General features: G+C 70.6%; 24 protein-coding genes. 11 read left to right on the top strand and 13 right to left on the bottom strand.

The annotated features are described in order from the left end of the window. Window positions 1-181: 181 nt before the first annotated feature. Both ACKOB8_RS08800 and ACKOB8_RS08795 read right to left on the bottom strand, forming a co-directional pair. Window positions 182-1,576, bottom strand: coding sequence for a cystathionine beta-synthase (locus ACKOB8_RS08800; RefSeq protein ID WP_526376828.1), 1,395 nt, complete (start codon window positions 1,574-1,576; stop codon window positions 182-184). Window positions 1,577-1,598: 22 nt separating this feature from the next. Beyond that, entirely contained in the window at window positions 1,599-2,651 is a 1,053-nt protein-coding gene (locus tag ACKOB8_RS08795; protein WP_526376827.1) for an alpha/beta hydrolase, read from the bottom strand. A gap of 172 nt (window positions 2,652-2,823) precedes the next feature. On the opposite strand from ACKOB8_RS08795, the gene ACKOB8_RS08790 reads away from it, so the two are divergent. Together ACKOB8_RS08790 and ACKOB8_RS08785 are read left to right on the top strand one after the other, a co-directional pair. Continuing rightward, window positions 2,824-3,714 (top strand): SGNH/GDSL hydrolase family protein, encoded by an 891-nt coding sequence (locus ACKOB8_RS08790; protein ID WP_526376831.1) that lies wholly within the window; start codon window positions 2,824-2,826, stop codon window positions 3,712-3,714. 77 nt (window positions 3,715-3,791) lie between these two features. Next, complete coding sequence (locus ACKOB8_RS08785) at window positions 3,792-5,012, top strand: acetyl-CoA C-acetyltransferase (protein WP_526376830.1); 1,221 nt, start codon at window positions 3,792-3,794, stop codon at window positions 5,010-5,012. A gap of 57 nt (window positions 5,013-5,069) precedes the next feature. Here the strand turns inward: ACKOB8_RS08785 and ACKOB8_RS08780 are convergent, their stop codons facing one another. Next, on the bottom strand, window positions 5,070-5,915 hold the full coding sequence (locus tag ACKOB8_RS08780; RefSeq protein WP_526376826.1) for a DUF559 domain-containing protein: 846 nt from the start codon (window positions 5,913-5,915) through the stop codon (window positions 5,070-5,072). 95 nt (window positions 5,916-6,010) lie between these two features. Next, on the bottom strand, window positions 6,011-6,859 hold the full coding sequence (locus ACKOB8_RS08775) for a Bax inhibitor-1/YccA family protein (RefSeq protein ID WP_526376825.1): 849 nt from the start codon (window positions 6,857-6,859) through the stop codon (window positions 6,011-6,013). Window positions 6,860-7,031: 172 nt separating this feature from the next. On the opposite strand from ACKOB8_RS08775, the gene ACKOB8_RS08770 reads away from it, so the two are divergent. The 3 genes from ACKOB8_RS08770 to ACKOB8_RS08760 are packed head-to-tail and all read left to right on the top strand — an operon-like array spanning window position 7,032 to window position 10,554. Continuing rightward, window positions 7,032-8,075, top strand: coding sequence for a 3-hydroxyisobutyryl-CoA hydrolase (locus ACKOB8_RS08770; RefSeq protein WP_526376824.1), 1,044 nt, complete (start codon window positions 7,032-7,034; stop codon window positions 8,073-8,075). After that, the gene (locus tag ACKOB8_RS08765; RefSeq protein ID WP_526376823.1) at window positions 8,072-8,845 is read left to right on the top strand and encodes an enoyl-CoA hydratase; all 774 of its coding nucleotides are present in this window, start codon (window positions 8,072-8,074) and stop codon (window positions 8,843-8,845) included. Before ACKOB8_RS08770 ends, ACKOB8_RS08765 begins: the two co-directional genes overlap by 4 nt. Before the next feature lie 11 nt (window positions 8,846-8,856). Beyond that, window positions 8,857-10,554: an alpha/beta hydrolase gene (locus tag ACKOB8_RS08760; RefSeq protein ID WP_526376822.1), complete on the top strand. Its 1,698-nt coding sequence runs from the start codon at window positions 8,857-8,859 to the stop codon at window positions 10,552-10,554. On the opposite strand, the gene ACKOB8_RS08755 is transcribed toward ACKOB8_RS08760, so the two are convergent. Together ACKOB8_RS08755 and ACKOB8_RS08750 are read right to left on the bottom strand one after the other, a co-directional pair. After that, window positions 10,532-10,948 carry a rhodanese-like domain-containing protein gene (locus tag ACKOB8_RS08755; protein ID WP_526376821.1) on the bottom strand — a complete coding sequence of 139 codons (417 nt, stop codon included), beginning with the start codon at window positions 10,946-10,948 and terminating at the stop codon, window positions 10,532-10,534. The genes ACKOB8_RS08760 and ACKOB8_RS08755 overlap by 23 nt on opposite strands. After that, window positions 10,945-11,430: a cysteine dioxygenase gene (locus tag ACKOB8_RS08750; RefSeq protein ID WP_526376820.1), complete on the bottom strand. Its 486-nt coding sequence runs from the start codon at window positions 11,428-11,430 to the stop codon at window positions 10,945-10,947. The genes ACKOB8_RS08755 and ACKOB8_RS08750 overlap by 4 nt, the downstream gene beginning before the upstream one ends. Window positions 11,431-11,595: 165 nt before the next feature. Between ACKOB8_RS08750 and lpqV the strand changes: the two genes are divergently transcribed. Next, window positions 11,596-12,024 (top strand): lipoprotein LpqV, encoded by a 429-nt coding sequence (lpqV, locus tag ACKOB8_RS08745; protein WP_526376819.1) that lies wholly within the window; start codon window positions 11,596-11,598, stop codon window positions 12,022-12,024. Window positions 12,025-12,060: 36 nt separating this feature from the next. Next, on the top strand, window positions 12,061-12,987 hold the full coding sequence (locus ACKOB8_RS08740) for a patatin-like phospholipase family protein (RefSeq protein WP_526376818.1): 927 nt from the start codon (window positions 12,061-12,063) through the stop codon (window positions 12,985-12,987). Here ACKOB8_RS08740 and ACKOB8_RS08735 read toward each other — a convergent pair. Genes ACKOB8_RS08735 through ACKOB8_RS08720 form a run of 4 tightly spaced genes read right to left on the bottom strand, consistent with a single transcriptional unit; the run spans window position 12,963 to window position 17,216 of the window. Beyond that, window positions 12,963-14,120 (bottom strand): aromatic ring-hydroxylating oxygenase subunit alpha, encoded by a 1,158-nt coding sequence (locus ACKOB8_RS08735; protein ID WP_526376817.1) that lies wholly within the window; start codon window positions 14,118-14,120, stop codon window positions 12,963-12,965. The two genes, ACKOB8_RS08740 and ACKOB8_RS08735, sit on opposite strands and share 25 nt — an antisense overlap. A gap of 48 nt (window positions 14,121-14,168) precedes the next feature. Next, window positions 14,169-15,047 carry an ABC transporter permease gene (locus ACKOB8_RS08730; RefSeq protein ID WP_526376816.1) on the bottom strand — a complete coding sequence of 293 codons (879 nt, stop codon included), beginning with the start codon at window positions 15,045-15,047 and terminating at the stop codon, window positions 14,169-14,171. Beyond that, complete coding sequence (locus tag ACKOB8_RS08725) at window positions 15,044-15,955, bottom strand: ABC transporter permease (RefSeq protein ID WP_526376815.1); 912 nt, start codon at window positions 15,953-15,955, stop codon at window positions 15,044-15,046. Before ACKOB8_RS08725 ends, ACKOB8_RS08730 begins: the two co-directional genes overlap by 4 nt. A 4-nt stretch (window positions 15,956-15,959) precedes the next feature. Continuing rightward, the gene (locus tag ACKOB8_RS08720) at window positions 15,960-17,216 is read right to left on the bottom strand and encodes a polyamine ABC transporter substrate-binding protein (RefSeq protein WP_526376814.1); all 1,257 of its coding nucleotides are present in this window, start codon (window positions 17,214-17,216) and stop codon (window positions 15,960-15,962) included. A 125-nt stretch (window positions 17,217-17,341) separates the two neighbouring features. On the opposite strand from ACKOB8_RS08720, the gene ACKOB8_RS08715 reads away from it, so the two are divergent. Together ACKOB8_RS08715 and ACKOB8_RS08710 are read left to right on the top strand one after the other, a co-directional pair. After that, window positions 17,342-18,730 (top strand): aspartate aminotransferase family protein, encoded by a 1,389-nt coding sequence (locus tag ACKOB8_RS08715; protein ID WP_526376813.1) that lies wholly within the window; start codon window positions 17,342-17,344, stop codon window positions 18,728-18,730. Window positions 18,731-18,752: 22 nt separating this feature from the next. Further along, window positions 18,753-19,856 carry an ABC transporter ATP-binding protein gene (locus tag ACKOB8_RS08710; RefSeq protein WP_526376812.1) on the top strand — a complete coding sequence of 368 codons (1,104 nt, stop codon included), beginning with the start codon at window positions 18,753-18,755 and terminating at the stop codon, window positions 19,854-19,856. 22 nt (window positions 19,857-19,878) lie between these two features. On the opposite strand, the gene ACKOB8_RS08705 is transcribed toward ACKOB8_RS08710, so the two are convergent. After that, window positions 19,879-20,535, bottom strand: coding sequence for a TetR/AcrR family transcriptional regulator (locus ACKOB8_RS08705; RefSeq protein WP_526376811.1), 657 nt, complete (start codon window positions 20,533-20,535; stop codon window positions 19,879-19,881). 109 nt (window positions 20,536-20,644) lie between these two features. Here ACKOB8_RS08705 and ACKOB8_RS08700 point away from each other — a divergent pair, with 109 nt between their 5' ends. Together ACKOB8_RS08700 and ACKOB8_RS08695 are read left to right on the top strand one after the other, a co-directional pair. Beyond that, window positions 20,645-22,297 carry a phytoene desaturase family protein gene (locus ACKOB8_RS08700; protein ID WP_526376810.1) on the top strand — a complete coding sequence of 551 codons (1,653 nt, stop codon included), beginning with the start codon at window positions 20,645-20,647 and terminating at the stop codon, window positions 22,295-22,297. Between the two features lie 47 nt (window positions 22,298-22,344). Further along, window positions 22,345-24,378, top strand: coding sequence for an acetate--CoA ligase family protein (locus ACKOB8_RS08695; protein WP_526376829.1), 2,034 nt, complete (start codon window positions 22,345-22,347; stop codon window positions 24,376-24,378). Here ACKOB8_RS08695 and ACKOB8_RS08690 read toward each other — a convergent pair. Continuing rightward, a complete protein-coding gene (locus tag ACKOB8_RS08690; RefSeq protein WP_526376809.1) occupies window positions 24,363-24,710 on the bottom strand; it encodes a cupin domain-containing protein in 348 nt (115 codons plus the stop codon). The genes ACKOB8_RS08695 and ACKOB8_RS08690 overlap by 16 nt on opposite strands. Then, window positions 24,707-25,930: an NAD(P)/FAD-dependent oxidoreductase gene (locus ACKOB8_RS08685; RefSeq protein ID WP_526376808.1), complete on the bottom strand. Its 1,224-nt coding sequence runs from the start codon at window positions 25,928-25,930 to the stop codon at window positions 24,707-24,709. The genes ACKOB8_RS08690 and ACKOB8_RS08685 overlap by 4 nt, the downstream gene beginning before the upstream one ends. Window positions 25,931-25,954: the final 24 nt, after the last annotated feature.

Below are 25,954 nucleotides of genomic sequence, written 5' to 3'. Positions count from 1 at the left end.
GGGGGGTAGTACCCCGGCGGGGGCGGCGGCGGATAGTTGCCCGGCGGCGGAGGCGGATAGTTGCCCGGCGGGGGGAAGCCGCCGGACGGCGGTCCGCTGCGCTCGGGATTCGGCGAGTCGGGATGGGACATGATGGCCTTTCGCGCTGAGCCGGTACGTCGAACCGCCCAACCCTACCCGCTCAGCGCCGGCGCGGTCCCTCGGAGAGGAACCCGAGCAGATCGTGGCGGGTGATCACACCCAGGGGCTTGCCGCCCTCCACCACCATCAGCGCGTCGGCCTCGCGCAGCGCCTTGGCCGCCGCGCCGAGCTGATCGCCCGCGCCGATCAACGGCAGCGGCGGGCTCATGTGCACCGACACCGCATCGGCGAGTTGGGCCCGGCCCTCGAACACCGCCGAGAGCAGCTCGCGCTCGGACACGCTGCCGGCCACCTCACCGGCCATCACCGGCGGTTCGGCACCGACCACCGGCATCTGGGAGACGCCGTACTCGCGCAGGATGCCGATGGCGTCGCGCACCGTCTCCGACGGGTGGGTGTGCACCAGGTCGGGCAGCGCGCCGGACTTACCGCGCAGGATGTCGCCGACGGTCGGCTCGGGCAGCGAGTCGTCCAGCGGTCTGCGCAGGAATCCGTAGGACGACATCCACGCGTCGTTGAAGATCTTCGACAGGTAGCCGCGCCCGCCGTCGGGCAGCAGCACCACCACCAGGGCGTCGGGCCCGGCCTCCTCGGCCACTTTCAGCGCCGCCACCACCGCCATCCCGCACGAGCCGCCGACCAGTAGACCCTCCTCGCGGGCCAGCCGCCGAGTCATGTCGAAGGAGTCGGCGTCGGAGACGGCGACGATGCGGTCGGGTATCCCCGGGTCGTAGGCCTGCGGCCAGAAGTCCTCCCCCACGCCCTCCACCAGATACGGCCGCCCGCTGCCGCCCGAGTACACCGAGCCCTCCGGGTCCGCACCCACGACCTGCACCCGCCCCCCCGACGCCTCCTTGAGGTAGCGCCCGGCGCCGGTGATGGTGCCGCCGGTGCCCACACCGGCGACGAAGTGGGTGACCGTGCCGTCGGTGTCGGCCCAGATCTCCGGGCCGGTCGTCTCGTAGTGGCTGGCCGGCCCGTTGGGATTGGAGTACTGGTCGGGTTTCCAGGCGCCCTCGATCTCCGCGACCAGCCGGTCGGAGACGCTGTAGTAGCTGTCCGGGTGCTCCGGCGGCACGGACGTCGGGCACACGACGACCTCCGCGCCGTAGGCGCGCAGCACGTTCTGCTTGTCCTCGCTGACCTTATCCGGGCAGACGAACACGCACTGGTAGCCGCGTCGCTGGGCCACCAGCGCCAGCCCCACCCCGGTGTTGCCCGAGGTGGGTTCGACGATGGTGCCGCCCGGCTTGAGCTGACCGCTGGCCTCGGCCGCCTCGATCATCTTGATCGCGATGCGGTCCTTGGCGCTGCCGCCCGGGTTGAGGTACTCGAGCTTGGCGGCCACCGCGGCCGAACCGGCCGGGACGACCGAGTTCAGCCGGACCAGCGGGGTGTTGCCGATGAGCTCACTGACGTGCCGCGCGATACGCATGGCTCCATCGTGTCAGAGTCGCTCAGCCGGTGGCCTCGCGGATGTACTCCCCGATCTGGCGCAGCGACCGGGTGGCCTCGGGCACCAGCGGGGCGGCCAGCTGGAAGTCGTGGATCTGGCCGGGCCACACCCGCACCTCGGTCGGCACGCCGGCGGCGGCCAGCCGGCGGGCGGCCAGCCGGGCGTCGTGCAGCAGCACCTCCGAACCCGACACGTGGATCAGGGTGCGCGGCAGGCCCGGCTCGATGTGATCCAGCGGCTCGTAGACGTCCTCGGGTTCGCCGTCGACGACGTTCTTGGCCGCCGCGCGGGCGACCAGGGCGACCAGCGCCTCGAACGCCTTCGGGGGGAACATCGCGTCGGTGTAGATGTTCGGGTGGCGCAGCTTCTGGTCCTTCTCCAGTTGCAGCAGCGGCGAGATCGCCACCATCGCCGCGGGGGTCTCGCCCTCCGCCTGCAGCCGCTGCGCCAGCGACAGCGCCAGGTAGCCCCCGGCCGAATCGCCGGCGAGCACGATCTGCTCGGGCTCGTAACCGCGCAGCCGCAGCCACCGGTAGGCGTCGTGGCAGTCGTCGATCGCCATCCCGATGGAGTGCTTCGGGATCAGCCGGTAGTCGACCACCAGTACCGGTGAGTCGGCGAACGTCGACAGCGCCCCGGCGATGCGGCTGTGCGAGTTCACCCCGCACGTCATGAAGCCGCCGCCGTGCATGTAGAGCACCACGCGGCGGTGGCCGTCGGCGGGCAGCACCCCGGGGGCGCGCACCAGCTGCGCCGAGGCGTTCGGCAGCCCGACGGTGGCGCGCACCGTGCCCGGGGTGGGCAGCAGCGCCCGGGCGACGACGTCCACCAGGCCGAACGGCCAGGGCAGGTGCGGGACGTGGCTGAGCACGGCCAGCGCCGGCCACATCGTCAGCCGGGCGCCCAGCGAGATCAGCCGGCCGGCGACACCCGGGCCGTCCTCGATCACCTCGACCGGCGCGCAGTCGCTGACCGGGTAGCGGCGCGGCGGCCGGGTGGCACCCGTGCGGACCCCCCGCGCGGCAGGCTGCGGGACCTTGCTCGGTGCGGTCATGTCAACACTCCCTACGCCGTTGTAGTGGTGCCCCGGATGACAGCATTCCAGCTGTGATGCGTACCACAAGCCGGAATTGATCATTTTGCTACATCTGGTATCGCTTCGTAACAAGAATGACTTACACCCGATGCAATTTCAACCCGTTTCGGGCTACAATATCCGCGTGACCATGCGGCTTCGTCACACAAGAGCTCTGGCCGTCGCGGGAGTACTCGCTTCGACCGGCAGCTTCGCGGTCGGGATCCGCAATTTGCTGAGCGATCAAGCCAATCAGGCGCGAAGCATCATTCCGAAGGCCTGGGACATCCCGCCGCGCGCCGACGGCCTCTACGGGCCCGGCGCCGGACCGGTGCGCCGGTGGGACCGCGCCACCGCCTTCGACATCGATCTGATGGTCTTCGGCGACTCGACCGCCACCGGCTACGGCTGCACCGACGCCGAGGAACTGCCGGGGGTGCTGCTGGCGCGCGGGCTGGCCGAGCACTACAACGGCCTGGTCCGGCTCTCGACGAAGGCCATCGTCGGCGCGACGTCGAAGGGGCTGGCCAGCCAGGTCGACGCCATGCTGGTCGCCGGCCCGCCGCCGGACGCGGCGGTGATCATGATCGGCGCCAACGACGTCACCGCGCTCAACGGGATCGGCCCCTCGGCGCGGCGGCTGGCCGCCGCGGTCTACCGGCTGCGCACCGCCGGCGCGGCCGTCGTGGTGGGAACCTGCCCGGACTTCGGGGTCATCACCGCCATCCCGCAGCCGCTGCGGGCGGCCGCGCGCACCCTGGGGATACGGCTGGCCCGCGCGCAGGCCGCAGCGGCGGCCACCGCCGGCGGGGTTCCGGTGCCGCTGGCCGACCTGATGGCGCCGCACTTCCGCGGCGACCCGGCGGGGATGTTCTCCGAGGACCGCTACCACCCGTCGGCGGCGGGCTACGCCCTGGCGGCCGACGCGCTGCTGACGGCGCTGCGCCACGCGCTGGGCGGGACGACCGGGGAGCTGCCCTGGGCGGGCGACAGCCCGGCGCGCACGCGGTTTCTGCGCCGGCGGGCGACAGTCGACGGCTAGGTTTCACCTACCGCTTCTTCCCGCTTCTTCTGCCCGCTTCTTCCACGCCGACCCAGGAGTACACCGCCATGTCCCCCGTGCCCGAGGCCGTCATCGTCTCCACCGCCCGCTCCCCGATCGGCCGCGCCGCCAAGGGCTCACTGGTCGACATGCGGCCCGACGACCTCGCCGCACAGATGGTGCGCGCGGCGCTGGACAAGGTTCCGGCGCTGGACCCCCGCGACCTCGACGACCTGATCATGGGGTGCGGTCAGCCCGGCGGGGAGGCCGGGTTCAACATCGCCCGGGTGGTGTCGGTGATGCTGGGCTACGACTGGCTGCCCGGGGTCACCGTCAACCGGTACTGCTCGTCGTCGCTGCAGACCACCCGGATGGCGTTCCACGCGATCAAGGCCGGCGAGGGGCACGCGTTCGTCTCGGCCGGCGTCGAGACGGTGTCGCGCTTCCCGCGCGGGACCTCGGACTCCTGGCCGGACACCCGCAACGCCGAGTTCAACTCCGCGCGCGAACGCTGCGACGCCGCCGCCGCGGACGGCGCGGGCTCCTGGCACGATCCGCGCGACGACGGCCAGCTGCCCGATGTCTACATCGCGATGGGCCAGACCGCCGAGAACGTCGCGCTGGCCACCGGGATCAGCCGCGAGGACCAGGACCACTGGGGGGTGCGCAGCCAGAACCGCGCCGAGGAGGCTATCGCCAGCGGCTTCTTCGCCCGGGAGATCTCCCCGGTGACGCTGCCCGACGGCACCGTGGTGTCCACCGACGACGGGCCGCGCGCCGGCACCACCTACGAGAAGGTCAGCCAGCTGCAGCCGGTGTTCCGCCCCGACGGCACCGTCACCGCCGGCAACGCCTGCCCGCTCAACGACGGCGCGGCGGCCGTCGTGGTGATGTCGGACACCAGGGCCAAGGAACTGGGCCTGACCCCGCTGGCGCGGATCGTCTCGACCGGGGTGTCCGGCCTGTCGCCGGAGATCATGGGCTTGGGCCCGATCGATGCCGTCACCAACGCCCTGCGGCTGGCCAAGATGACCGTCTCCGACATCGACCTGTTCGAGATCAACGAGGCGTTCGCGGTGCAGGTGCTCGGCTCGGCCCGCGAACTGGGGATCGACGAGGACAAGCTCAACGTCTCCGGCGGGGCGATCGCCCTCGGCCATCCGTTCGGCATGACCGGGGCGCGCATCACCGCGACCCTGCTCAACAACCTGTCCACCTACGACAAGACCTTCGGGGTGGAGACCATGTGCGTCGGCGGCGGGCAGGGCATGGCGATGGTCCTCGAGCGGCTGAGCTGACCCCCTTTCCTCCACCGAGCGTGCGCCCAGAGCGCCTTTTTCGCCGAAATCACGCTCTCAGCGCACGCTCGGCGCATCCCAGGCCCGGCGGATGCGGGCCAGGGTCTCGTCGCGGCGCATGCCGGCGGCGACCCGGATCACCGTCCAGCCGAGGTCGGCCAGTTCCTCGAGGCGGGTGATGTCCTTCGTGAACTGGGACCTGTCGGCGCGGTGCTGATCCCCGTCGTACTCGGCGGCGAGCTTGCGGTCCTCCCAGCCCAGGTCGAGGTAGTACTTGGCCCGCCCGCCGACGTGCACCGGGATCTGGGTGCGCGGCCGGGGAAAGCCGGCGCCGAGCACGAGCAGCCGAAGCCGGGTCTCCTGCGGCGACTGCGCGCCGGGGTCGTGCAGGGCCAGCGCCGCGCGGAGGCGCCGGACGCCGCGGTGGCCGCGCTGGGAATCGGCGAAGTCGGCGAGTGCCTCCGGTGGGAACGCCGAGGCGTTGCCGAGTGCGTCGAGCCGGGCGACCGCGTCGGCGATTCGGCCGCGGCGGCCGATGTCGAAGGCGGTGCGCAGCAGGGAGGTGACGGGAAGGCCGGCCCGGATGTCACGCCCGTCGGCACCCAGCTCTCCCCGGAAGACGCGGATGCCCGGCGGTGGGCGGCCATTGGAGGAGGACGCCACCTCGATCGGAGCGGTGTCGTCGATCCACTTCGCGCCGTGCAGGCGCGCGGCTGTCAGCCCGAACAGGATCCCGTCGCGGTTCGACCACAGCCAGGCGCCTTCAGCGCGCTGGCGAAAGTCCGGCGTCACCCCGCGCGGCAGGTAGACCCCGGGGTAGAGCGGGCGGAACCGGGTGCGCAGCGCGTGCTTGGGGACCGCACCGGCGGCGACGGCTTCGGTGCCGAGGAACGGAGAATCCATGGCGGCAGCGTGGCCGCCGCAGAGACGCCGAAAGTGCGCTCAGATCGCATTCTGTGGAAGAAAAGCGATCTGTGCGCACTCTCGGCGGGGTGTCGCTAGTCGCTCTGGAAGTAACTGAGCAGACGCAGGATCTCCAGGTACAGCCAGACCAGCGTGACCGTCAGGCCCAGGGCGATGCCCCATGCCGCCTTCTCCGGCGCCCCGGCGCGGATCATCTGATCGGCCGAGTCGAAGTCGAGCAGGAAGCTGAACGCCGCCAGCCCGATGCACACCAGCGAGAAGATGATCGCCAGCGGCCCGCCCGAGCGCAGCCCCATGCCCTCGCCGCCGCCTACGCCGAACATGCCGAGCACGAGGTTGCCGAGCATCAGGACCAGGACGCCGATCATGCCCGCGACCAGGAAACGGGTGAACTTCGGGGTGACCCGGATGGCCCCGGTCTTGTAGACCACGAGCATGCCGAAGAACACCCCGATGGTGCCCAGCACGGCCTGGGTGATCAGCGCGCCGGCGTTCCCGCCGCCGACCACGACGTTGCCGAACATCCACGAGACCGCCCCGAGGAACAGCCCCTCCAGGGCGGCGTAGCTGAGCACGATCGCCGGGTTGTCCTGCTTGCGCCCGAAGGTCGCGATCAGGACCAGGGCCAGCCCGCCGAGCGCTCCGACGAGGGTGAACGGCCCGGCCAGTGCCACGTTCGTGGAGACCAGGAAGTAGGAGATGACCGCGACGACCGAGAGCACACCCAGGGTGATGCCGGTCTTGGTGACGACGTCGTCGATGGTCAGCGGCCGCGAGACACCGGTCTGCGGCGGAGCGTGATAGGGGTCAGCCTGGTAGCTCACCTGCTGGGCGCCGGCAATGCCGGAGCCGAATTGCGCGTAACCGACGCCGCCCTGTTGCTTGGGCAGCGACCGGAAGATCGGGTTGCTGGTCTCCCGCACCGTATGTCCTCTCGCAGTAAGTTCGGGTTCTCCGACGCTATGTCAACGAGTGCCTGCTCGCAGAGGTTCCTCGCCGACGGGGGCACTGACCAATGTACCTGCTGTCAGGTATTCCGCGGATGATAAAACTAGGATGTCCAACTATTAAGGCGCGCCGGCGGGAGGAGCGACGATGGCCGACGAGCTCCTGAGCCGCGTCGACGGCGGGGTCGGGTACCTCACCCTCAACCGGCCGCAGGCGATCAACTCGCTGAGCCACGGCATGGTCACCGCGATGGACCGGACCCTGACGACCTGGGCCCGTGACGACGACGTGCGGGCGGTGGTGGTCTCCGGGGCCGGGGAACGGGGGCTGTGCGCCGGCGGCGACGTGATGGCCATCTACCTCAGCGCCAAGGACGCGGGCGGGGCCGAGGCGCGCGCGTTCTGGTTCGACGAGTACCGGCTCAACGATCGCATCGCCCGGTTCCCCAAGCCCTACGTCGCGCTGATGGACGGCATCGTGATGGGCGGCGGCGTGGGCATCAGCGCGCACGGCAGCGTGCGGGTGGTCACTGAGAACTCCAAGATCGCGATGCCCGAGGTCGGCATCGGCTTCATCCCCGACGTCGGCGGCACCTACCTGCTCGCCCGGGCCCCGGGGCGGCTGGGGCTGCACGCGGCGCTGACCGGCGCGCCGTTCTCCGGTGCCGACGCGATCGCGATGGGTTTCGCCGACCACTTCGTCCATGCCGCCGATCTGCCCGCGTTCGGCGCAGCACTCGCGCGCGACGGCGTCGGCGCGGCGGTGGCGGCGCACGCCCAGCCGCCGCCGCCGAGTCAGCTCGCCGCCCAGCGCGACTGGATCGACGACTGCTACGCCGGCCCGAGCGTCTCCGAGATCCTCGCCGCGCTGCGCGGCCGCGGCGAGGGGCCGGCGCAGGACGCCGCCACCCTGATCGCCACCCGCTCCCCGATCGCGTTGAGCGTCGCGCTGGCCTCGATCCGCCGGGCCGCGGATCTGCACAGCCTGCAGGAGGCACTCGTCCAGGAGTACCGGGTGTCCTGCGCCTCGTCGCGCTCGCACGACCTGGTCGAGGGCATCCGCGCCCAGATCGTGGACAAGGACCGCACGCCGCGCTGGCAACCGGCGTCGCTGTCGGCGGTCAGCGAGCAGGATGTTGAGCACTACTTCGGGCCGGCCGACCCGGATCTGAGTTTCGAGGAGGACATGTGAGTTACCAGACCATCGTGGTGGACCGGTCCGGGCGGGTGGCCACCATCACGCTCAACCGCCCCGACGCGCTCAACGCGCTCAACACCCAGGTGATGGCCGAGGTGACCGCGGCGGCCGCCGAACTCGATGACGACCCCGGTGTCGGGGCGATCGTCATCACCGGTTCGGCCAAGGCGTTCGCCGCCGGCGCGGACATCAAGGAGATGGCCACGCTGTCCTACGCCGAGGTGTTCGAGTCCGACCTGTTCGGCGCGTGGAGCGCGCTCGCCGCGGTGCGCACCCCGCTGATCGCCGCGGTCGCCGGATACGCCCTGGGCGGGGGATGCGAGCTGGCGATGATCTGCGACGTGCTGATCGCCGCCGACACAGCGAAGTTCGGCCAGCCGGAGATCAAGCTCGGCGTGCTTCCCGGGATGGGCGGCTCGCAGCGGCTGACCCGGGCGATCGGCAAGGCCAAGGCGATGGACATGGTGCTCACCGGGCGCATGATGGATGCCGCCGAGGCCGAGCGCAGCGGCCTGGTGTCGCGGGTGGTTCCGGCCGACGCACTGCTCGAGGAGGCGCACGCCGTGGCGGCGACGATCGCGCAGATGTCGCGACCGGCGTCCCGGATGGCCAAGGAGGCCGTCAACCGCGCGTTCGAGTCGACGCTGGCCGAGGGGCTGCTCTACGAACGCCGGCTGTTCCACTCGGCGTTCGCCACCGATGACCAGACCGAGGGGATGGCGGCCTTCATCGAGAAGCGGACGCCGGATTTCACCCACCGCTAAGGTGCTAACGCGTGAGCACAGCCACGATCCCCGACGCCCCTGACGGCGCTGATGAGGCGGCGCCCGTCACGCGCGACTGGTGGCAGCGTCGTTACACCTTCACCGGCACCGCGGTCGGCATGGTCTTCCTGCTGCTGTCGATGACGCCGTCGCTGCTGCCCCGCGGCCCGCTGTTCCAGGGCATCGTCAGTGGTTTCGCCGGGGCGCTCGGGTACGCGCTCGGGGTGTTCGGGGTGTGGCTGGTGCGCTTCATGCAATCCCGGCCGTCGAGTCCGGCCGCGCCGAAGTGGGCCTGGCGGATCCTTGTGGTCGTCTTCGCCGTCGCGCTGGCGCTGGGGATCTTCTATTTCCACTACTGGCAGAACCAGGTTCGCGACCTGATGGGTGTACCCCGGCTGCAGTGGCACGACTACCTGCTTGCCGCCGCGCTGTCGGTTGTTGTGCTCTTCGCCGTGGTGGAGATCGGTCAGCTCTTCGGCCGGCTGGTGGGCTTCCTGGTTGGCCTGCTCAACCGCGTTGCGCCACCGCGGGTTTCGTTCGTCGTGGTGGTCGGACTGCTGCTCGCACTGAACATCGCCATCCTCAACGGCGTGGTGGTGCGCGGCACCATGAGTTTTCTGAACAAGACCTTCTCCAATGTCAACGACGAGCTCGACCCCAATCAGCCGCCCCCCACCACCGCGCTGCGGTCCGGCGGACCCGGTTCGCTGGCGTCCTGGGAGTCACTGGGCCACCAGGGCCGCATCTTCATCCGGGGCGGGCCCACCGTGCAGCAGCTCAGCGAGTTCAACAAAGCCCCGGCGGCCGAGCCGATCCGGGCCTACGCCGGGCTGAACTCCGCCAAGGGGATTCGGGCCACCGCCGAGTTGGCCGCCCGGGAACTGGAACGCGCCGGCGGGCTGGACCGCAAGGTGATCGCGGTGGCGACCACCACCGGCACGGGGTGGATCAACGCCGCCGAAGCCGACTCGCTGGAGTACATGTACAACGGCGACACCGCGATCGTGAGCATGCAGTACTCGTTTCTGCCCAGCTGGCTGAGCTTCCTGGTCGACAAGGAGAACGCCCGCCAGGCCGGGCAGGCGCTGTTCGAGGCGGTCGACGCGAAAGTGCGGGCCCTGCCCGAGGCCCAGCGGCCCAAGATCGTGGTGTTCGGTGAGAGTCTGGGCTCGTTCGGCGGTGAGGCGCCGTTCCTGAGTCCGAACAACATCATCGCCCGCACCGACGGCGCCCTGTTCTCCGGCCCGACCTTCAACAACACGATGCGCGACGACATCACCCTCAACCGCGATCCCGGCTCGCCGGAGTGGCTGCCGATCTTCGACGACGGCGCCAACGTCCGCTTCGCCGCCCGCGCGGACAACCTCGGCCGCCCGGACGCGCCGTGGGGCGCACCCCGGATCGCCTACCTGCAGCACGCCTCGGACCCGATCGCGTGGTGGAATCCCGATCTGCTCTTCACCAAGCCCGACTGGCTGCGCGAACCGCGCGGCTACGACGTGTCCAGCGACATGTACTGGATCCCGCTGGTGACCTTCCTGCAGGTCTCCGCGGACATGGCGGTCGCCGTCGGCGTGCCCGACGGACACGGGCACCGCTACGTCAAAGACGTCGTCAACGCGTGGGCGGCGGTCCTGCGCCCACCGGAATGGACGCCGGAGAAGACCGAGGTGCTGCGCTCGCGCGTCACGCAGGACTACGCCCAGTGACCGGAGTGGCCACCGCCAACTCCGCCAGCACGCGGGTCTGCGCCAGCGCCTGGTAACCGCCGACCACGTCGGCGGCCCGGTGCAACCCGAGGTCGACCAACGCCGCCGCGGCGAGGCTGGAGGCGAAGCCCTGCGAGCACAGCAGCACCCACTCGACGTCCTCGCTGCGCGCCTGCGGCAGGCGGGCCGGGCTGGTCGGGTCGCAGCGCCACTCCAGCACGTTGCGCTCGATCACCACGGCCCCGGGCACCTCGCCCTCGGCCGCCCGCTGCGCGGCGGGACGGATGTCGACGAGCACCGCGCCGCGGCGCAGCGCGGCGGGGACCTCGCCGGGGACCAGTCGGCGACAGCGTGACCGGGCGCGCTCCAGCGCGCGGTCGACGCGGCTTGTCACGCCCCCGGCTCCCCGGAGGCGTGCCCGGTCAGCTCGGTGCGGGTGCGGTGCAAACGATTCCCGTCGCGCACCGCGTAGTAGGACATCACCGTCAGCGGCGGCGAGTAGGCGTGCACGCTCAGCGCGTCACCCGCCACGTCGTGCACCCAGCCCAGCGGGAACGCCGCCTGGTCACCGGCGTCCAGCCGGCGCGACCTCATCCGGTGTCCGTCCCAGCGGTGCTCGCGCAACTCCCCGCTGATGACGGTCAGCGCACCCAGCGACCCGCCGTGGTCGTGTAATTCGGTGGTCAGGCCGGGCTTCCAACTGATCAGCCACACGTCCAGTTCGTCGTCGGAGTGCAGCCGGGTGAACCAGCGGGCGTCAGCCGGAAGTCCGCCGGGGGGCAGCAGTTCGGCGAAGCGGCCGGAGAGAACCTCGTCGGCGAACCGGTCGGTGATGTGCAACAGGTCGGGCAGTCGCAGCCGGGTGGGCGCGGACACCGCGGGAACGGCGGGGACGGCGCGAACGGCGGGAATGACAGGGGGTGGCACTTTCGGAACTCCGGATCGATCAGTGGGCAGGGCGGTCGGGTCGGTCAGACCCGGCAACACGCGCCGAACCGGAGGTGCTCCGTCACCCGGGCAGTGTTGCATAGATTGACACCCATGCCGCGCTCTCGAATCCGTCCGCTGCTCGTCGTCGGACTGTGTCTGGCGGGCGCCTGGGTCACGCCGGGATGCTCGTCACGATCCGGCGAGGCGCCCGCGCCGCCGGGGCAGCAGGCCGCGGAGTCGGCCGGGGACGCCTCCGGCGAACAACCCGTCGGACTGTCACCGGCCGGGGTGACGACCCGGGTCAACACCCCGGCGGAGTCCACCGAGGAGCAATATGCGCAGGCCTGCATGGCCGCGCGGGCATGGATGGACGACAAGGGCGGCAATCCGCACGATCTGGTCGAGCCCTTCCTCAAGGAAGCCCAGGCCGGGGGCGCCAGCGGACCCGGGACCTTCGGACAGCCCTGGGGCGCGCTGAGTTCCGCGCAGCAGGCGGCGGTCATCATCGCGGTGCGCGCCGCCGCCGACGGCGGCTGCTGAGCGCGCCGGCCTTCAAATCAGGGCGAAGGAAATCTGATGGCCACCCGGGTAGCGCTGGCACTCGGCAGCGGTGGGGCGCGCGGCTACGCCCACATCGGGGTGATCGAGGAACTGCGCGCCCGCGGCTACGACGTGGTGGGCATCGCCGGGTCGTCGATGGGCGCACTGGTCGGCGGCCTGCACGCCGCGGGGTCGCTGGAGGAGTTCGCCGAATGGGCGACCACGCTGACTCAGCGCGCGGTGCTGCGCCTGCTGGACCCGTCGATCTCGGCAGCAGGTGTGCTGCGCGCCGGGCGGATCCTCGACACCGTGCGCGACATGCTCGGCGGCGTCACCATCGAGGCGTTGCCGATCCCGTTCACCGCGGTGGCGACCGACCTGCTGGCGGGTAAGTCGGTGTGGCTGCAGCGCGGTCCGGTCGACGAGGCGATCCGCGCCTCGATCGCCATCCCCGGTGTCATCGCCCCGCACGTCCACGACGGCCGGTTGCTCGCCGACGGCGGCATCCTCGACCCGCTGCCGATGGCGCCGATCGCCGCGGTCAACGCCGACCTGACGATCGCGGTCAGCCTGTCCGGATCGGATGACGACAGCTCCGGCGAATCGGCCGGTCCGGGTGCCACAGCGACCCGGGAGCGGCTGAATCGATTGCTGCGCGGTACTTCTGACCTCTTGAGCCGCCTCGGCACCGCCGTCGAGCCGGTCGATGCCGACGAGGAGCCGATCCCCAAACTCGGCAGCTTCGCGGTGATGAACCGGACCATCGACATCGCCCAGAGCGCGCTGGCCCGCCACCAGCTCGCCGCCTATCCGCCGGATCTGCTCATCGCGGTGCCGCGCTCAGCCTGTCGGAGTCTGGACTTCCACCGCGCCGCTGAGGTGATCGGCGTCGGGCGTGAACTGACCGCCCGCGCGCTCGAGCAACTCGACGGCGACGGTCAGGGCGCGGATCCGCCGGCGTAGGCCCGCGCCACCCGGGTGACGAACTGGTAGACGCCGTCCTCCTCGGGGGCGAGCGGGCCGGGCCGGGCATGCGGCGAACTCAGGCCGCGCTGCACCGATTCGCAGGCCGCCCAGTCCTGCCGATTGGTCAGGTCCCAGAAGTCCACCGCGTAGGAGGGGTCGAAGCCCGGCGCGTCCACCGCCTCCCGGGGGAACGCCCAGGCGCACTCGACGAAGGTGCGATCGACCGCCAGCGGCGTCATCCGGTGCGTCATCACGTAGTCGGGGTGCAGACTCACCAGCAGGTTGGGGAACCCGACCAGATACATCACCGAGCGCAGCTCCTCGGCGGACAGCCCGGCGATGGCCACGCCGCCGCTGCGCCCGGTCAGCGACATCGTTTCGGCGCTGTCGATCATCGTCATCGACCCGCCCATCCAGTCCCCGGCCAGATCGAGGTTGGCGCCGCTGTCCGGCGGGCTGATCCGGGACAGCTCGGGGTGGATCGCCGCGCAGTGGTAGCACTCCTGGTAGTTCTCCGCGATGACCTTCCAGTTGGCCGCGATCTCGTAGGAGTGCCGCGCCAAGACGGTGAGGTCCTCGGGCCGGTAGGGCCGGACGATCTCCTCGGTGCCGGCGATGTGGTCGGCGAAGTCGACGTCGGTGCCGCTGGGGTCGACGAAGAGCCACCCGTGCCAGTCCTTCAGGCGCAGCTCGACCAACCCGAACTCCTCCGGCACGAAGCCGTCCACCGAGTCGAAGCCGGGCGCCTTGCGCAGCTGGCCGTTGAGCCGGAAGGACCAGGAGTGATAGGGGCAGACAATGCCGCGGGCCTTGGTGGCCGCGCCGCACGGCAGCAGTTCATGACCGCGGTGCCGGCAGACGTTGGCGAACGCGTGCACCGCACCGTCCTCGTCGCGCACCAGCAGCACGCCGTTGGCGCCCGAGCCCACCGCGCGCTGGGCCCCCACGCCGGCGAGGTCCTCGGAGTGGCCCACACAGTGCCACCCGGCGAAGATGTTGTCCCGCTCCCAGGCGAACACTTCGGGATCGACGTAGGCCGCGCGCGGCAGCATCCGGGACCGTCCGAAAGGGGCCAATGCGGCGGCCAGTTCGTCAGCGGGTATCGGGGCCGGCGCTGCTTGTTTGACCATACAGTCAGATTAGTCGCCGCCGCCGTGCCGGTCCAGCACCCGACCGGCTCAGCCCTCCCCGGCGAACGCCGCGATCCCACCCGAGACGGTCCGGTCGCCGCGGGTCATACGCCGGTAGATGAGGTAGCCCACGCCGACCGCCAGCAGGGTGGCCACCAGCAGCAGGGTGGCCAGCGCATTGAGCGCGGGCGTGGGCGCCGCACGGGCGGTGTTGTAGATCTTCACCGACACCGGCTCGGTGGACGCGTCGCCGGACAGGTAGCGCACCAGGACGAAGTCGTCGACAACATCGGCGAAGACCAGCACGGTGCTGGCGAACACCGCCGGTAACAGCATCGGCAGGGTGACCCGGCGCAACGCACCGATCGATGACGCGCCGAGGTCCCGGGCCGCCTCCTCGTACTGGTTGCCCAGCGTCGCCAGCCGGGCCCGCACCAGCACCGCGGGGTAGGCGATCTGGAAGGTGACCAGGCCGATCACCTGCGCGGAGGTACCCAGCACGATCGGCAGGGCCAGCGAGGTGAACACGAACAGCAGCGAAACCGCCAGCAGCACTTCGGGAATCACGAAGGACACCAGCATCAGCAGGTTCATCCCCGAGGGCAGCCGGCCGCGCCAGCGGTCTATGCCGATCGCGAACATCACACCCAGCGGAACGGTGATCGCCGTGGCGATCAAGCCAAGCTTGAAGGTCTGTAGCAGAGCGTTGTGCAGGGTGCCGTCGTGCCACACCGACCGCGTCTGATCTCCCCAGTACCACCGAAAAGACAAGCCCTGCAGGGTCGTTCGCGATCGTCCGTCGTTGAACGAGAACAGCACCGCTATCAGCACCGGCAGCAGCGACCACACCAGGTAGCCCAGGGTGACCGCGATCAGGAAGCGGGGCGGGCGCCACGGGTCGTTCCACCACCCCGTCAGTCGCCTCATGTCCTGACCTCATCACCGCGCGAGGTCACCCGCACGTAGTAGAACATCGGCAGCACGGTGACCAGCAGCACAAGCAGCACGAAGGCGCCAGCCTGACCGGTCTGTCCCGGCGACTGCACGCTGTCGTTGATCAGGTTGCCCACCATCGTGGTGTTCGGCGAGGCCGACAGCATGTCGGCGGTGAAGTAGTCACCCAGCATCGGCAGGCAGGTCAGCAGCACCGCGGCGACGATGGTGGGCCGGCACATCGGCAGGGTCACCCGCCAGAACGACGCGAAGCGGCCGGCGCCCAGGTCGCGTGCCGCCTCCAGGGTCGACTGGGGCAGCCGGTCCAGGCCGGCGTACAGCGGCAGGATCATGTAGGCCACGTAGCCGTAGACCAGACCGAGCACCACGACAACCGGCTGGCCGGTCAGCCACTGCACGCCGACGTCGAACACACCGCCGAGGCTGAGCACCCTGTTGACCAGCCCGTCGTCCTGAAGCAGGTTCACCCACGCCAGCATCCGCATCATGTAGCTGATCCAGAACGGCGCGATGATCGCGACCAGCAGCAGCCCCTTCCACTTCCCGGACAGCCGGGCCGTGTAGTAGGCGACCGGGAAGGCGATCAGCAGACACAACAGGCTCGCCGTCACGACGAACAGCCCGGTGCGCAGCAGCGCCGGGCCGTAGACGCCGTCGGGTCCGGCGATGCGGCTGAGCACGTAGTTGAACTGGGTCGGATCCCAGTGCAGCGGGTTCCACACCGGCACGGCTGTCCGGAAGATCGGGTCGGTGGCGCCGAAGACGATGGCCAGCACCACGTAGACCGGGCCGACGAGGAACACCAGCAGCCACAGCACCCCCGGGGCGGCCAGCGCGGGCCACAGCGCACCGGCGCGCGGGACGGCCGCCTGCCGGCTCACCGCCTCACGACCCCCCGGCTTTGAAGGCCCGCCAGATGTTTCGCCACGCCGCGTCGTTGGTGGCGTCGAGTTCCAGCAGGCGGTAGCCGGCGTCGAAGTACTCCGGGCGGACCACCGCGGTGCGCAGGTTCTCCGGGATGAAACCGTCGGCGACGAGGGAGTCGGGGTTCAGCGACACCTGCGGGGGCTGGTAGCCGATCTGGGTGAAGTTCTGTTTGGCGACCTCTGGTTCGAGCATGTAATTGACGAACAGGTGCGCCAGCACCGGGTTCTTGCCGCTGCGCAGCAGGATCATGAAGTCGTTGTCGACCAAGCCCTTGCCATCGGAGGGGAACCAGTAACGCAGCACCTCCACCCCGGTGCCCTCCGGCAGGTAGCTCTGCGCGTTGATGATGTCGCCGGACCACATCTGCGACAGCGAGATCTGCCCGGCGGGCAACTCGTTGTACATCGCGATGGTGACCTTGGGCGAGGTGGCGGCCGACAGCGCGCTGAGTTGCTCGCCGAGCGCCTTGAGATCCTCCGCCGAAGGGGTGTTGACATCGCCGACACCCATCTTCAGCAGCACCATCGACATCGCGGTGTGCCAATCGTCGATGACGGCCGTCTTGTTCGCATACGCCGAATCCCAGAGTGAGGCATAAGGATTGGGCAGTGTCGCGATGTCGGCCGGAATCTGGTCGGCCCGCCAGCCCACCCCGGTGGTGTAGACGGTGTAGGGCACCGTATAGCGCCACTGCCGGTCGTACCACGGATCGCTGAACACCGGCCAGACGTTGGTGATGTTGGGGATGTAGCTGTGGTTGAGCGGCCGCGCCAGGCCACCGGTGACCAGCCGGCCGATCTGGTCGTAGCTGGGGAAGTAGAGGTCGAAGGCGACGTTGCCGCCGCGGATCTTGGTGATCGCCTCGTCGACGTCGTTGAACGTCGACACCTGAACGGTGGTGTCGTACTGCTCCTCAAAGGCCTTGACCGCGTCCGGGGAGATGTAGTCGGCATAGGTGTAGAGCTGCAGGGTCGCGCCCTTCTCCGGGGACAGCCCGGCGGCGATCGGCTGGTTGTCCGCGGGGATGTCCCAGGTGACCGGCTTGTCGGGTGCGGCGACGGTCAGGCTCGGCGCGGCCGAGGGCGGTCCGCCCTTGGCGCACGCGCTCAGAGCGGCGGCCAGGGCCGGGGGGCCGGCAGCCAGCAGCGCGGCCCGCTGCAGAAATTGCCGGCGGGTCGGTCGCTGGGGTGATCGATCGGTCCAGGGCGTATCCATCCCCCAATGATCCCCCATCGGCCGGTTCCTTGCCGGGAATTGGTTTCCGATCTAAACTGAACAGTCAGTCAATAGCTGTCCGCCGGTCGGTCCAACCGGCCCGGACAGCCGAGCGGAGGTCCCCCGTGACGTCGTCAGCCGTCATCAGCCTGGAACAGGAACCGGACGAGGACGCACTCGCCGCACTGATCGCCGCCGAAGAGGATCTCTTCCTGCGCCGCCAGCCGCGCAGCACCGCGCTGATCGAACGGGCCAGCCACTATCTGGCCGGGGGCGCGACGTCGAACTGGCAGATCGCCGAACCCCAGGCGGTGTGGATGAGCCACGGGGCGGGCTCAAAAGTCTATGACGTCGACGGCACCGAGTACGTGGACATGCACGGCGGCTACGGCGCCTCCATCGCCGGCCACGCGCACCCCGCGATCGTCGAGGCGATCAGCCGCCAGGTCCGCCGCGGCACGCACTTCGCCCAGCCCACCGAGGACGCGATCTGGGTCGCTGCCGAACTCGGCCGCCGCTTCGGGCTGCCGCTGTGGCGGTTCGCCAACTCCGGCACCGAGGCCACCATGGACGCGGTGCACCTGGCCCGTTCGGTGACCGGGCGCGACCTGATCATCAAGGTGGAGGGCTGCTACCACGGCCACCACGACTCCGTGGAGGTCTCGGTGCTGCCGGAGGCCGACGAGGTCGGCCCGCGCGCGCGGCCCAACCGGGTGCCCGGCAACAGCGGCATCCCGGCCGCGATCCGCGACCTGGTCGTGGTGGTCCCGTTCAACGACGTTGAGGCGGTGGCACGCGCACTGGCCGAGCACCGCGGCCGGGTCGCGGCGATGATCCTCGAGCCGGTGATGATGAACGCCGGGATCATCCCGCCCGCCGAGGGTTATCTGGCGGCGCTGCGCGATCTGGTCCACCGCGAGGGTGCGCTGCTGATCTTCGACGAGGTCAAGACCGGATTCACCACCGGACCGTCCGGGGTGACGGGGTTGACCGGCGTGACACCCGACATCGTCTGTCTGGCAAAGGCTCTGGGCGGGGGGATATCGGTCGCCGCGATCGGCGGCACGGTCGCGGTGATGTCGGCGATCGCCGAGGGCCGCTACGAGCAGGTGGGCACCTTCAACGGCAATCCCCTGGCGATGGCCGCCACCCGTGCGACGCTGACCGAGGTGCTCACCCCGGCGGCCTACGAGCGGCTGGGCCGGCTGACCGGGCTGCTGCGCGCACAGCTGGACGACACGATCGCCCGCCACGGCCACGGCTGGCATGTGGTCACCGTGGGGGCCAAGGGCTGCGTGACCTTCCGCGCCCAGCCGGTGTGCGAGTTTCGCGACTTCCTGCAGATCGACGACCGGCTGGGCCATCTGCACTGGCTGATGCAGCACAACGGCGGCGTTTTCCTGCCGCCTTGGGGCAAAGTAGAGCAATGGCTGCTCTCGGTCCAGCACGACGAGTCCGACGTCGAACGCTTCGCGCGCAACTTCGCCCGACTGGCCGCCGCCGTCGACGGCTGACCGCGCGCCGCGAGGCGGGCCGGTGAGCGGCGGCGCGATCCGGCTGCGCGGGCTGGTCAAGTCCTTCGGCGGGGTGCCCGTCGTCACCGGGATCGACCTGGACATCCCGGCCGGCCGGTTCTACACCCTGCTGGGCGCGTCGGGCTGCGGCAAGACCACGACGCTGCGGATGATCGCCGGGTTCGAGCAACCCGACGCCGGCACCATCGAACTCGACGGGCGCGACATCGTCGACGACCCGCCGCACCGCCGCCCGGTCAACACGGTGTTCCAGTCCTACGCGCTGTTCCCGTTCATGACCGTCTGGGACAACGTCGCGTTCGGCCTGCGCTACCAGAAGACCGACCGCTCGGAGACCACCCGCCGGGTCGGCGCCGCGCTGGAACTGGTCCAGATGGGCGGCTTCGCCAAGCGCCGGCCGGGTCAGCTCTCCGGTGGCCAGCAGCAGCGCGTCGCGCTGGCCCGCGCTCTGGTGCTACAGCCCCGGGTGCTCCTGCTCGACGAACCCCTGGGGGCGCTGGACGCCAAGCTGCGCAAGCAGTTACAGCACGAGTTGCGTGCCGTCCAGCGCGAGGTCGGGATCACCTTCGTCTATGTGACCCACGACCAGGAGGAGGCGCTGACGATGAGCGACCAGATCGCCGTGCTCGCCGAGGGGCGGGTCGAGCAGATCGGGCCGCCCGAGCAGATCTACTCCGCGCCGGCGACGACCTACGTCGCGAGCTTTCTGGGCGCGGCCAACATCTTCGACGCCGAGGTGCTGCACGCGGCCGACGGGACCGCGCTGTGCGCGGCGCTCTCCGCGCAGTTGCGCGCGGCGGTGGACGGCGTGGTCGCACCCGGACCGGCCGCCATCGTCATCCGTCCGGAGCGGATCACCCTGCTCGATCCCGCCGAGCCGGTTCCCGACGGGCTCAACGGCGTTCCCGGAACCGTCGCGGCGGTGGTGTTCCTCGGCGCCTCCACCCAGGTGCACGTCGACGTCGGCGAAAGCGAGCCGCTCGTGGTCGACGTGCCCAACCTCGCCGGGCCGGCGTCGGTGGACCTGCGCGACGGGATGGCGGTGCGCTGCGTGTGCTCGCCGGACGCGGTGCGCGTGCTGCACCGCAGCGCGGCCGGCGGCTGAGCCGGCTGATCCTGCTCAGCCGTTAGCGGCCGCGGCCCGCCCGGCGGGCGAGGCGGCTGCCGGACTTCTCCGGGGGCAGGTCGAGTTCGCGTTCGGCGAATCGCATCGCGATGTCGTAGGCCAGCGCCGCGTCCACCTCGGGGTCCTCCAGGGCGACCTGGATCGACAGGCCGTCGAGCAGCGCCGCGAACTCCAGCGCGAACATCCGCGCGTCCACCCCGCCGGCGACGTCGGCGGATTCCAGCGCCTCGACGATCATTCGGCGCCACCGGCCGTCTCGTTCGACCCGGTCGGCGCGGACCTCCTCGTGCCGGAACGCCAACGCCCACAGGTCGAACCACAGACCCCACTCGCCGGGGATGCCGTCGTCCTTGGCGGGCGGGATGCAGGTCCACTCGATCAGCAGCGACAGCCGCTCGCGCAGGGAGGAGACGTCGGCCAGGGTGCGCTCGGCGGCCTCGTAGAAGGACTCCTCGGAGTAGCGCAGCGCATCGACGAGTAGCTTGTCGCGGGTGCCGAAGTAGTAGATCACCAGCGCTGAGCTGACCCCGGCCCGTTTGGCGACGTCGGCGATGCGGGTGTCGGCGAACCCGCGCTCGCAGATCAGTTCGGCCGCCGCGCGCAGCATCTGGCGCCGTCGCACCTCGTTGCTTTCCGTCGCCAGCGCCGGGTCCGCCATGTCCTCACTCCCCTCGCCGCGGCCGATCTGCTCTTGCCCCAAACCCTAACATCTTGGTTAGATTGAACAGTCAGTCAAGACACCTCACGCGACCGGAAGCGGGACGCCCATGTCCGATTCGTTGCAGTCCTATGACGCGGTCGTCGTCGGCGGCGGCCACAACGGTTTAGTGGCGGCGGCCTACCTCGCCCGCTCCGGGGCGCGCACCGTGGTGCTGGAGGCGCGCGGATCGCTCGGCGGGGCGGCCACCACCGAAGCGCCGTGGGAGGAGGCGCCGCACCTGCGGGTGACGCGGCTGTCCTACGTGATGAGCCTGATGCCCCCGACGATCGTGCGTGATCTGGATCTGGGGCGCCACGGCTACAAGGTGCACCCGATGGGTCCCTACTATCAGGCCTTCCCCGAGGGCGGGTCGCTGATCATCTACGAGGACGACCCCGCCCGCACGCACGCGCAACTGGCCCGCTGGTCGAAGAAGGATGCCGACACCTGGCCCAAGTGGAACGCCTGGATGCAGGGACTCGGCGATTTCCTCGGGCCCCTGCTGACGCAGGTGCCGCCGAAGATCGGCTCCCGGCGTCCCTCGGATCTGGCCGAGCTGGCCAAGCTCGCGTGGAGCAAGCGCGACATCACAGTCCGCAGCACCGGCGACGTCACCCGACTGCTCACCATGAGCGTCGCCGACCTTCTCGACGACTGGTTCGAGTCGCCCCAGATCAAAGGCGCGCTGGCGGTCAACGGCGTGATCGGCACGTGGGCCGGGCCGTACGAGCCGGGCACCGCCTACGTGATGGCACACCACTCGATCGGTGACGTCGGTGACGGCCAGATGGGCAGCTGGGGCTACCCCGAGGGCGGCATGGGAGCGGTCTCCGAGGCGATCGCCCGTTCAGCGCGCGGCTTCGGAGCCGAGATCCGCACCCGCGCAAGGGTTTCCCGGGTGCTCACCCGCAACGGCCGGGTCCAGGGTGTCGTGCTGGAGAACGGCGACGAGATCCACGCGCCGGTGGTGGTCACCACGCTGCACCCGCGGACGGCTTTCCTCGACCAGATCGCCCGTAACGAGCTACCCGAGGATTTCGTGAGCGACATCGAACGCTGGAAGACCCGCAGCGGGGTGGTCAAGATCAACCTCGCGCTCGGCGAGTTGCCGAACTTCACCGCCGATCCCAGCCACGGCCAGGCCGAGCATCACACCGGGTCGGTCGAGATGGCCCCCACGATGGAGTACATCGAGGCCGCCTTCCAGGACGCGAGGGCCGGGCGCCCGGCACGCGCTCCCTTCAGCGACGGCACCATCCCCACCACGCTGGACAAGACGCTCAATCCCGATGGAACCCACAACATGTCGCTGTTCACCCAGTGGGTGCCGGCCGACTGGGCCGAGGAGCCGCACACCGAGGAGCTTGAGGCCTACGCTGATCGGATGATCGACCTCTACGACGAGGTGGCGCCCGGCTTCAAGGGCTCGATCCTGCACCGCGACATCGTCGGTCCCCACCACATGGAGGTGGAGTATGGCTTGATCGGCGGCAACATCTTCCACGGCGAGCTGTCCCTCGAGCAGCTCTTCCACATGCGGCCCGCGCCGGGGTTCGCCGACTACCGCACCCCGATCGCCGGGCTGTACAACGGCAGCTCGGCCACCCACGCCGGCGGTGGGGTGTGCGGCATTCCCGGCTGGCAGGCCGCCAAGGCCGCGCTGGCCGACAAGAAGCGAGGCAGCCGCAGGGTGCTCTCGGCGCTGGGCAGGCGCTCCTGACCCCGAGATCGCCCGGGGGCAGACTCCGCGGCACCGCGGTGGACGCGATGCTCGGCGCGCGGTCGGTGGCGCTGGTCGGCGCCAGCGCCCGGCCCGACAGCTTCGGGGCCCGGATGATCGTCGAGGCCCGGCGCAGCTCCGCGCGGATGCATCTGGTGAACCCGCGCTACGACCACATCGACGGGGTCGCCTGCGCGCCGTCGCTGGCTGCCCTCGACGAGCCGGTCGATCTGGTGCTGCTGGGCGTACCCGATGCGGTGTTGCGCGACGAATTGCAGGCGGCGGCCACCGCCGGCGCGCGCGGGGCGGTCGTCTTCGGCTCGGCGCACACCCCGGGCCTGCGGGAGGAGATCTCGGCCGTGGCCGCGGGTGCCGGGATGGCCCTCTGCGGCGCGGGCTGTATGGGGTTCGTCAACAACGTGACCGGGCTGCGGGCGCTGGGTTACCTCGAACCCGATCCCCTTGCCGCCGGTGGGGTTTCACTGATCACCCACTCGGGGTCGGCGTTCTCCACACTGCTGCGCGCCAACCGGGGCTTCGGGTTCCGGTTAGCGGTCTCCTCCGGCCAGGAACTGGTCACCGACGCCGCCGACTACGTCGACTACGCGCTCGACGACCCCGGAACCACCCTGATCGCGCTGCTGATGGAGACCCCGAGAGCGGCGGGCAGGCTGCGCGCCGCCCTGTACCGTGCCGCCGAACAGGGCGTGCCCGTGGTGCTCCTCGCGGTCGGCCACTCGCCGCGCGGCCAGCAGATGGTGGCCGCGCACTCCGGGGCACTGGCCGGCGATGACCTCGGCTGGGCGGCCTTCTGTGCACAGACCGGGGCGGTCCGGGTGAGCGACATGGCCGAACTCTGCGACACCATCGAGCTTTTCGAGGCCGGGCGGCGTCGGCGGACCGGTTCGCACGGTATCGCCACCGTCCATGACTCCGGGGCCGAGCGTGCGCTGTGCGCCGACCTCGCGCACGAACTGGGGGTCGAGTACGCCGAACTGGGCGACACCACTCTGGCGGCCCTCACCGATCTGCTCGACGAGGGACTGATCGCCGCCAATCCGCTGGACCTGTGGGGCACCGGTGCCGCCACCCGGGCGCTGTTCGCCACCAGTCTGAGGGCGATCGTCGCCGATCCGGCCGTCGCGGTGACCGCGCTGGCCGTCGACCTGGTCAGCGAGTTCGACGGCGACACCGCCTATCCCGATGCCGTCATCGACGCCGCGGCCGGCACCGACGCACCGATCGCGGTGCTCGCGTCGGTGTCCTCGGCCATCGACACCGCCACCGCGCAGCGGCTACGCGGCAGCGGCGTTGCGGTGTTGGAGAACGCGCGAAGCGGGATCGCCGCGCTGGGGCATCTGGCCGAGTGGCCCAGACCGGTCGGCCGCACCACGTCGACCGTGGACGTCGATCGCCGGCGGCGGTGGTCCGCGCGGCTGGGCGCACCCGACTGGAGCGCCCACGACGCATTCGCGCTCCTGGCCGATTACGGCATCGCGGTAGCCCCCTCCGCCGTGGCCGGTGATCTCCGTGAGGCACTCGCCGCTGCCGACCAGGTCGGCTATCCGGTGGCTCTGAAGACCGCTGGGGTCCAGCACAAAAGCGACGTGGGCGGGGTGGTGCTCGGCATCGCCGACGCGGCGGCGTTGAGCGCGGCCTATCGGGAGATGGCCGACCGTCTCGGTCCCGAGGTAAGCGTGCACGCCATGGCGGGGACAGGCGTGGAGGTCTCCGTCGGCGTGGTCCGCGACGGCAATTTCGGTCCCCTTGTCGTGGTCGCCGCCGGCGGCACCCACGTCGAGTTGCTCGCCGATCGCGCCGTCGCCTGCCCGCCCCTCGTCCGGGCCGACGCGCTATCCCTGCTGGGGTCGTTGCGCATCGCGCCGCTGCTCACCGGATGGCGAGGCGACCCACCGGTCGACATCGACGCGCTTGCGGATGCCGTCGTCGGATTTTCCGCACTGGCAACCGAACTCGGCGACATCATCGACGCCGCCGAGGCCAATCCGGTGATCGCCGCACCCGCGGGTGCGCTTGCAGTGGACGCACTGCTGATCGTGCGGGATCAGAAGATCGAATAGACCTTGCGGACGGTCTCGTGGATCTCCCAGGTCCCCGACCAGCCCACCGGGAAGACCGCGACATCGCCCACTCCGATCTCCGTGGACTGACCGCCGTCCGGCGTCACCGTCATCCGGCCGGCCACCAGGTAGATCACCTCGTTGGTGTCCAGAACCCAGTGCGAGGGGCCGGGCGCGCACTGCCAGATGCCGGCCGATGCCGTGCCCTGGGCCCACAGCTCGACGCCGTGGGTCGCCATCGGGTGGCCGGTGGCCTCGGCCAGCGGGCCCCAGTCCTCCAGTTCGGCGTTCAGCGCATCGGCCAGGACGGGGGTGGTGACGGCTTCGCTCACGTGGTGATCCCTGCTTTCTGCTGTTGGGCAACGTTTTCCGGAAACGGCAGAGAGATCGGATCGGGGGCCAGCCGGCTTCGGCCCTGGGCATCGAAGCGGTCCAGTCCGAGCTCGTCGACGTCGAGCCAGCCGCACTCGTTCTTCAGGACCAGGTCGGTGGCCGCCTCGGACACCGCCGGACCCCACATCATGCCGTGACCCGCCGGGCTGGCCACCAGCGTGCCCTCCAGCGGTCCGTCGCCGTCGATCAGCGGTCCGAGGATCGGCAGATGGTCGTTGGTGTAGTCGATGGTGGCCGCCCAGGTGCGCCGCAGCCCCAGTCCGCGCAGCGCCGGATACAGCACCTCGATGCGCTCCCGCGCCCGCTGGTAGTACTCGGTGTCGAAGCACGGGGCCGCGCCGGGCTTCTCGTCGGGGTTGCTCATCCCCCACAGCAGCCCGCCCAATCCCCCGGGGCGCCAATAGATTCCCGAGGCGACGTCGAAGACCATCGGCAGTGCGTCGACGTCGACGGACGGCACGCGCTCGGTGACCACCACCTGGTGGCGGGTGCCGCCGGCCGGGATCCGCCCGCCGGCCGCCGCGCCGACCTCGGCGAGGGTGGGTCCGCCGGTGAACACCACCTGCTCGGTGTCGATCCGGCCTGCCGAGGTCTGCACCCCGGTGACGCGCCGGCCCGAGAGGTGCAGACCGGTGAACGCGGTGCGCTCTCGCACGTCGACACCCAGCGCGGTCAGCGCCGCGGTGTAGGCCAGCACGTTGCGCGACGCGTCGATGTAGCCGTCGCCGGGCGCATACGAGCCGCCGAGGGTGACACCCGCCGCCAGGCCGGTGTCGCGGGCGTCCAGTTCGGCACCGGTCCACCATTCGACGCTCAGCCCCAGTCGGCGCTGCAGGGCGATGCGGTCGTGCGCCTGGGCGACCTCGGCCTCGGTGAAGCAGGGCATCAGGTAGCCCTGCGCGACGAAGCCGCAGTCCAGCGGGTAGCGCTCGGCGGTGGAGCGGTAGAACTCCTGGGTGCGCATGCCCAGGGTGATCGCGGTGGCGGTGCCGCCCTGGGCACGCACCATCCCGGCCGCCCGGCCGCTGGCACCCGATCCGAGGGTCTTGGCCTCCAGCAGCACCACGTGTCCGGCGCCGCGTTCGGCCAGTTGCACCGCCGTCCACGCCCCGACCGTGCCGCCGCCGACCACCACCACATCGGCACGGGAACTGGTCATGCCTGCAGACCGTGACATAGACTG

Source organism: Mycobacterium sp. (assembly GCF_046091765.1).
Taxonomy (GTDB): Bacteria; Actinomycetota; Actinomycetes; order Mycobacteriales; family Mycobacteriaceae; genus Mycobacterium.
Note: the sequence above shows the minus strand (reverse complement) of the source record. Positions and strands in the feature narration are given on the sequence as shown.

Bases quoted from the DNA above. Each gene is read 5' to 3' on its own strand.
- ACKOB8_RS08800 (WP_526376828.1), bottom strand. From the start codon at position 1,576: ATGCGTATCGCGCGGCACGTCAGTGAGCTCATCGGCAACACCCCGCTG.
- ACKOB8_RS08795 (WP_526376827.1), bottom strand. From the start codon at position 2,651: ATGACCGCACCGAGCAAGGTCCCGCAGCCTGCCGCGCGGGGGGTCCGC.
- ACKOB8_RS08790 (WP_526376831.1), top strand. From the start codon at position 2,824: ATGCGGCTTCGTCACACAAGAGCTCTGGCCGTCGCGGGAGTACTCGCT.
- ACKOB8_RS08780 (WP_526376826.1), bottom strand. From the start codon at position 5,915: ATGGATTCTCCGTTCCTCGGCACCGAAGCCGTCGCCGCCGGTGCGGTC.
- ACKOB8_RS08770 (WP_526376824.1), top strand. From the start codon at position 7,032: ATGGCCGACGAGCTCCTGAGCCGCGTCGACGGCGGGGTCGGGTACCTC.
- lpqV (WP_526376819.1), top strand. From the start codon at position 11,596: ATGCCGCGCTCTCGAATCCGTCCGCTGCTCGTCGTCGGACTGTGTCTG.
- ACKOB8_RS08740 (WP_526376818.1), top strand. From the start codon at position 12,061: ATGGCCACCCGGGTAGCGCTGGCACTCGGCAGCGGTGGGGCGCGCGGC.
- ACKOB8_RS08735 (WP_526376817.1), bottom strand. From the start codon at position 14,120: ATGGTCAAACAAGCAGCGCCGGCCCCGATACCCGCTGACGAACTGGCC.
- ACKOB8_RS08730 (WP_526376816.1), bottom strand. From the start codon at position 15,047: ATGAGGCGACTGACGGGGTGGTGGAACGACCCGTGGCGCCCGCCCCGC.
- ACKOB8_RS08720 (WP_526376814.1), bottom strand. From the start codon at position 17,216: ATGGATACGCCCTGGACCGATCGATCACCCCAGCGACCGACCCGCCGG.
- ACKOB8_RS08705 (WP_526376811.1), bottom strand. From the start codon at position 20,535: ATGGCGGACCCGGCGCTGGCGACGGAAAGCAACGAGGTGCGACGGCGC.
- ACKOB8_RS08700 (WP_526376810.1), top strand. From the start codon at position 20,645: ATGTCCGATTCGTTGCAGTCCTATGACGCGGTCGTCGTCGGCGGCGGC.
- ACKOB8_RS08695 (WP_526376829.1), top strand. From the start codon at position 22,345: ATGCTCGGCGCGCGGTCGGTGGCGCTGGTCGGCGCCAGCGCCCGGCCC.
- ACKOB8_RS08685 (WP_526376808.1), bottom strand. From the start codon at position 25,930: ATGACCAGTTCCCGTGCCGATGTGGTGGTGGTCGGCGGCGGCACGGTC.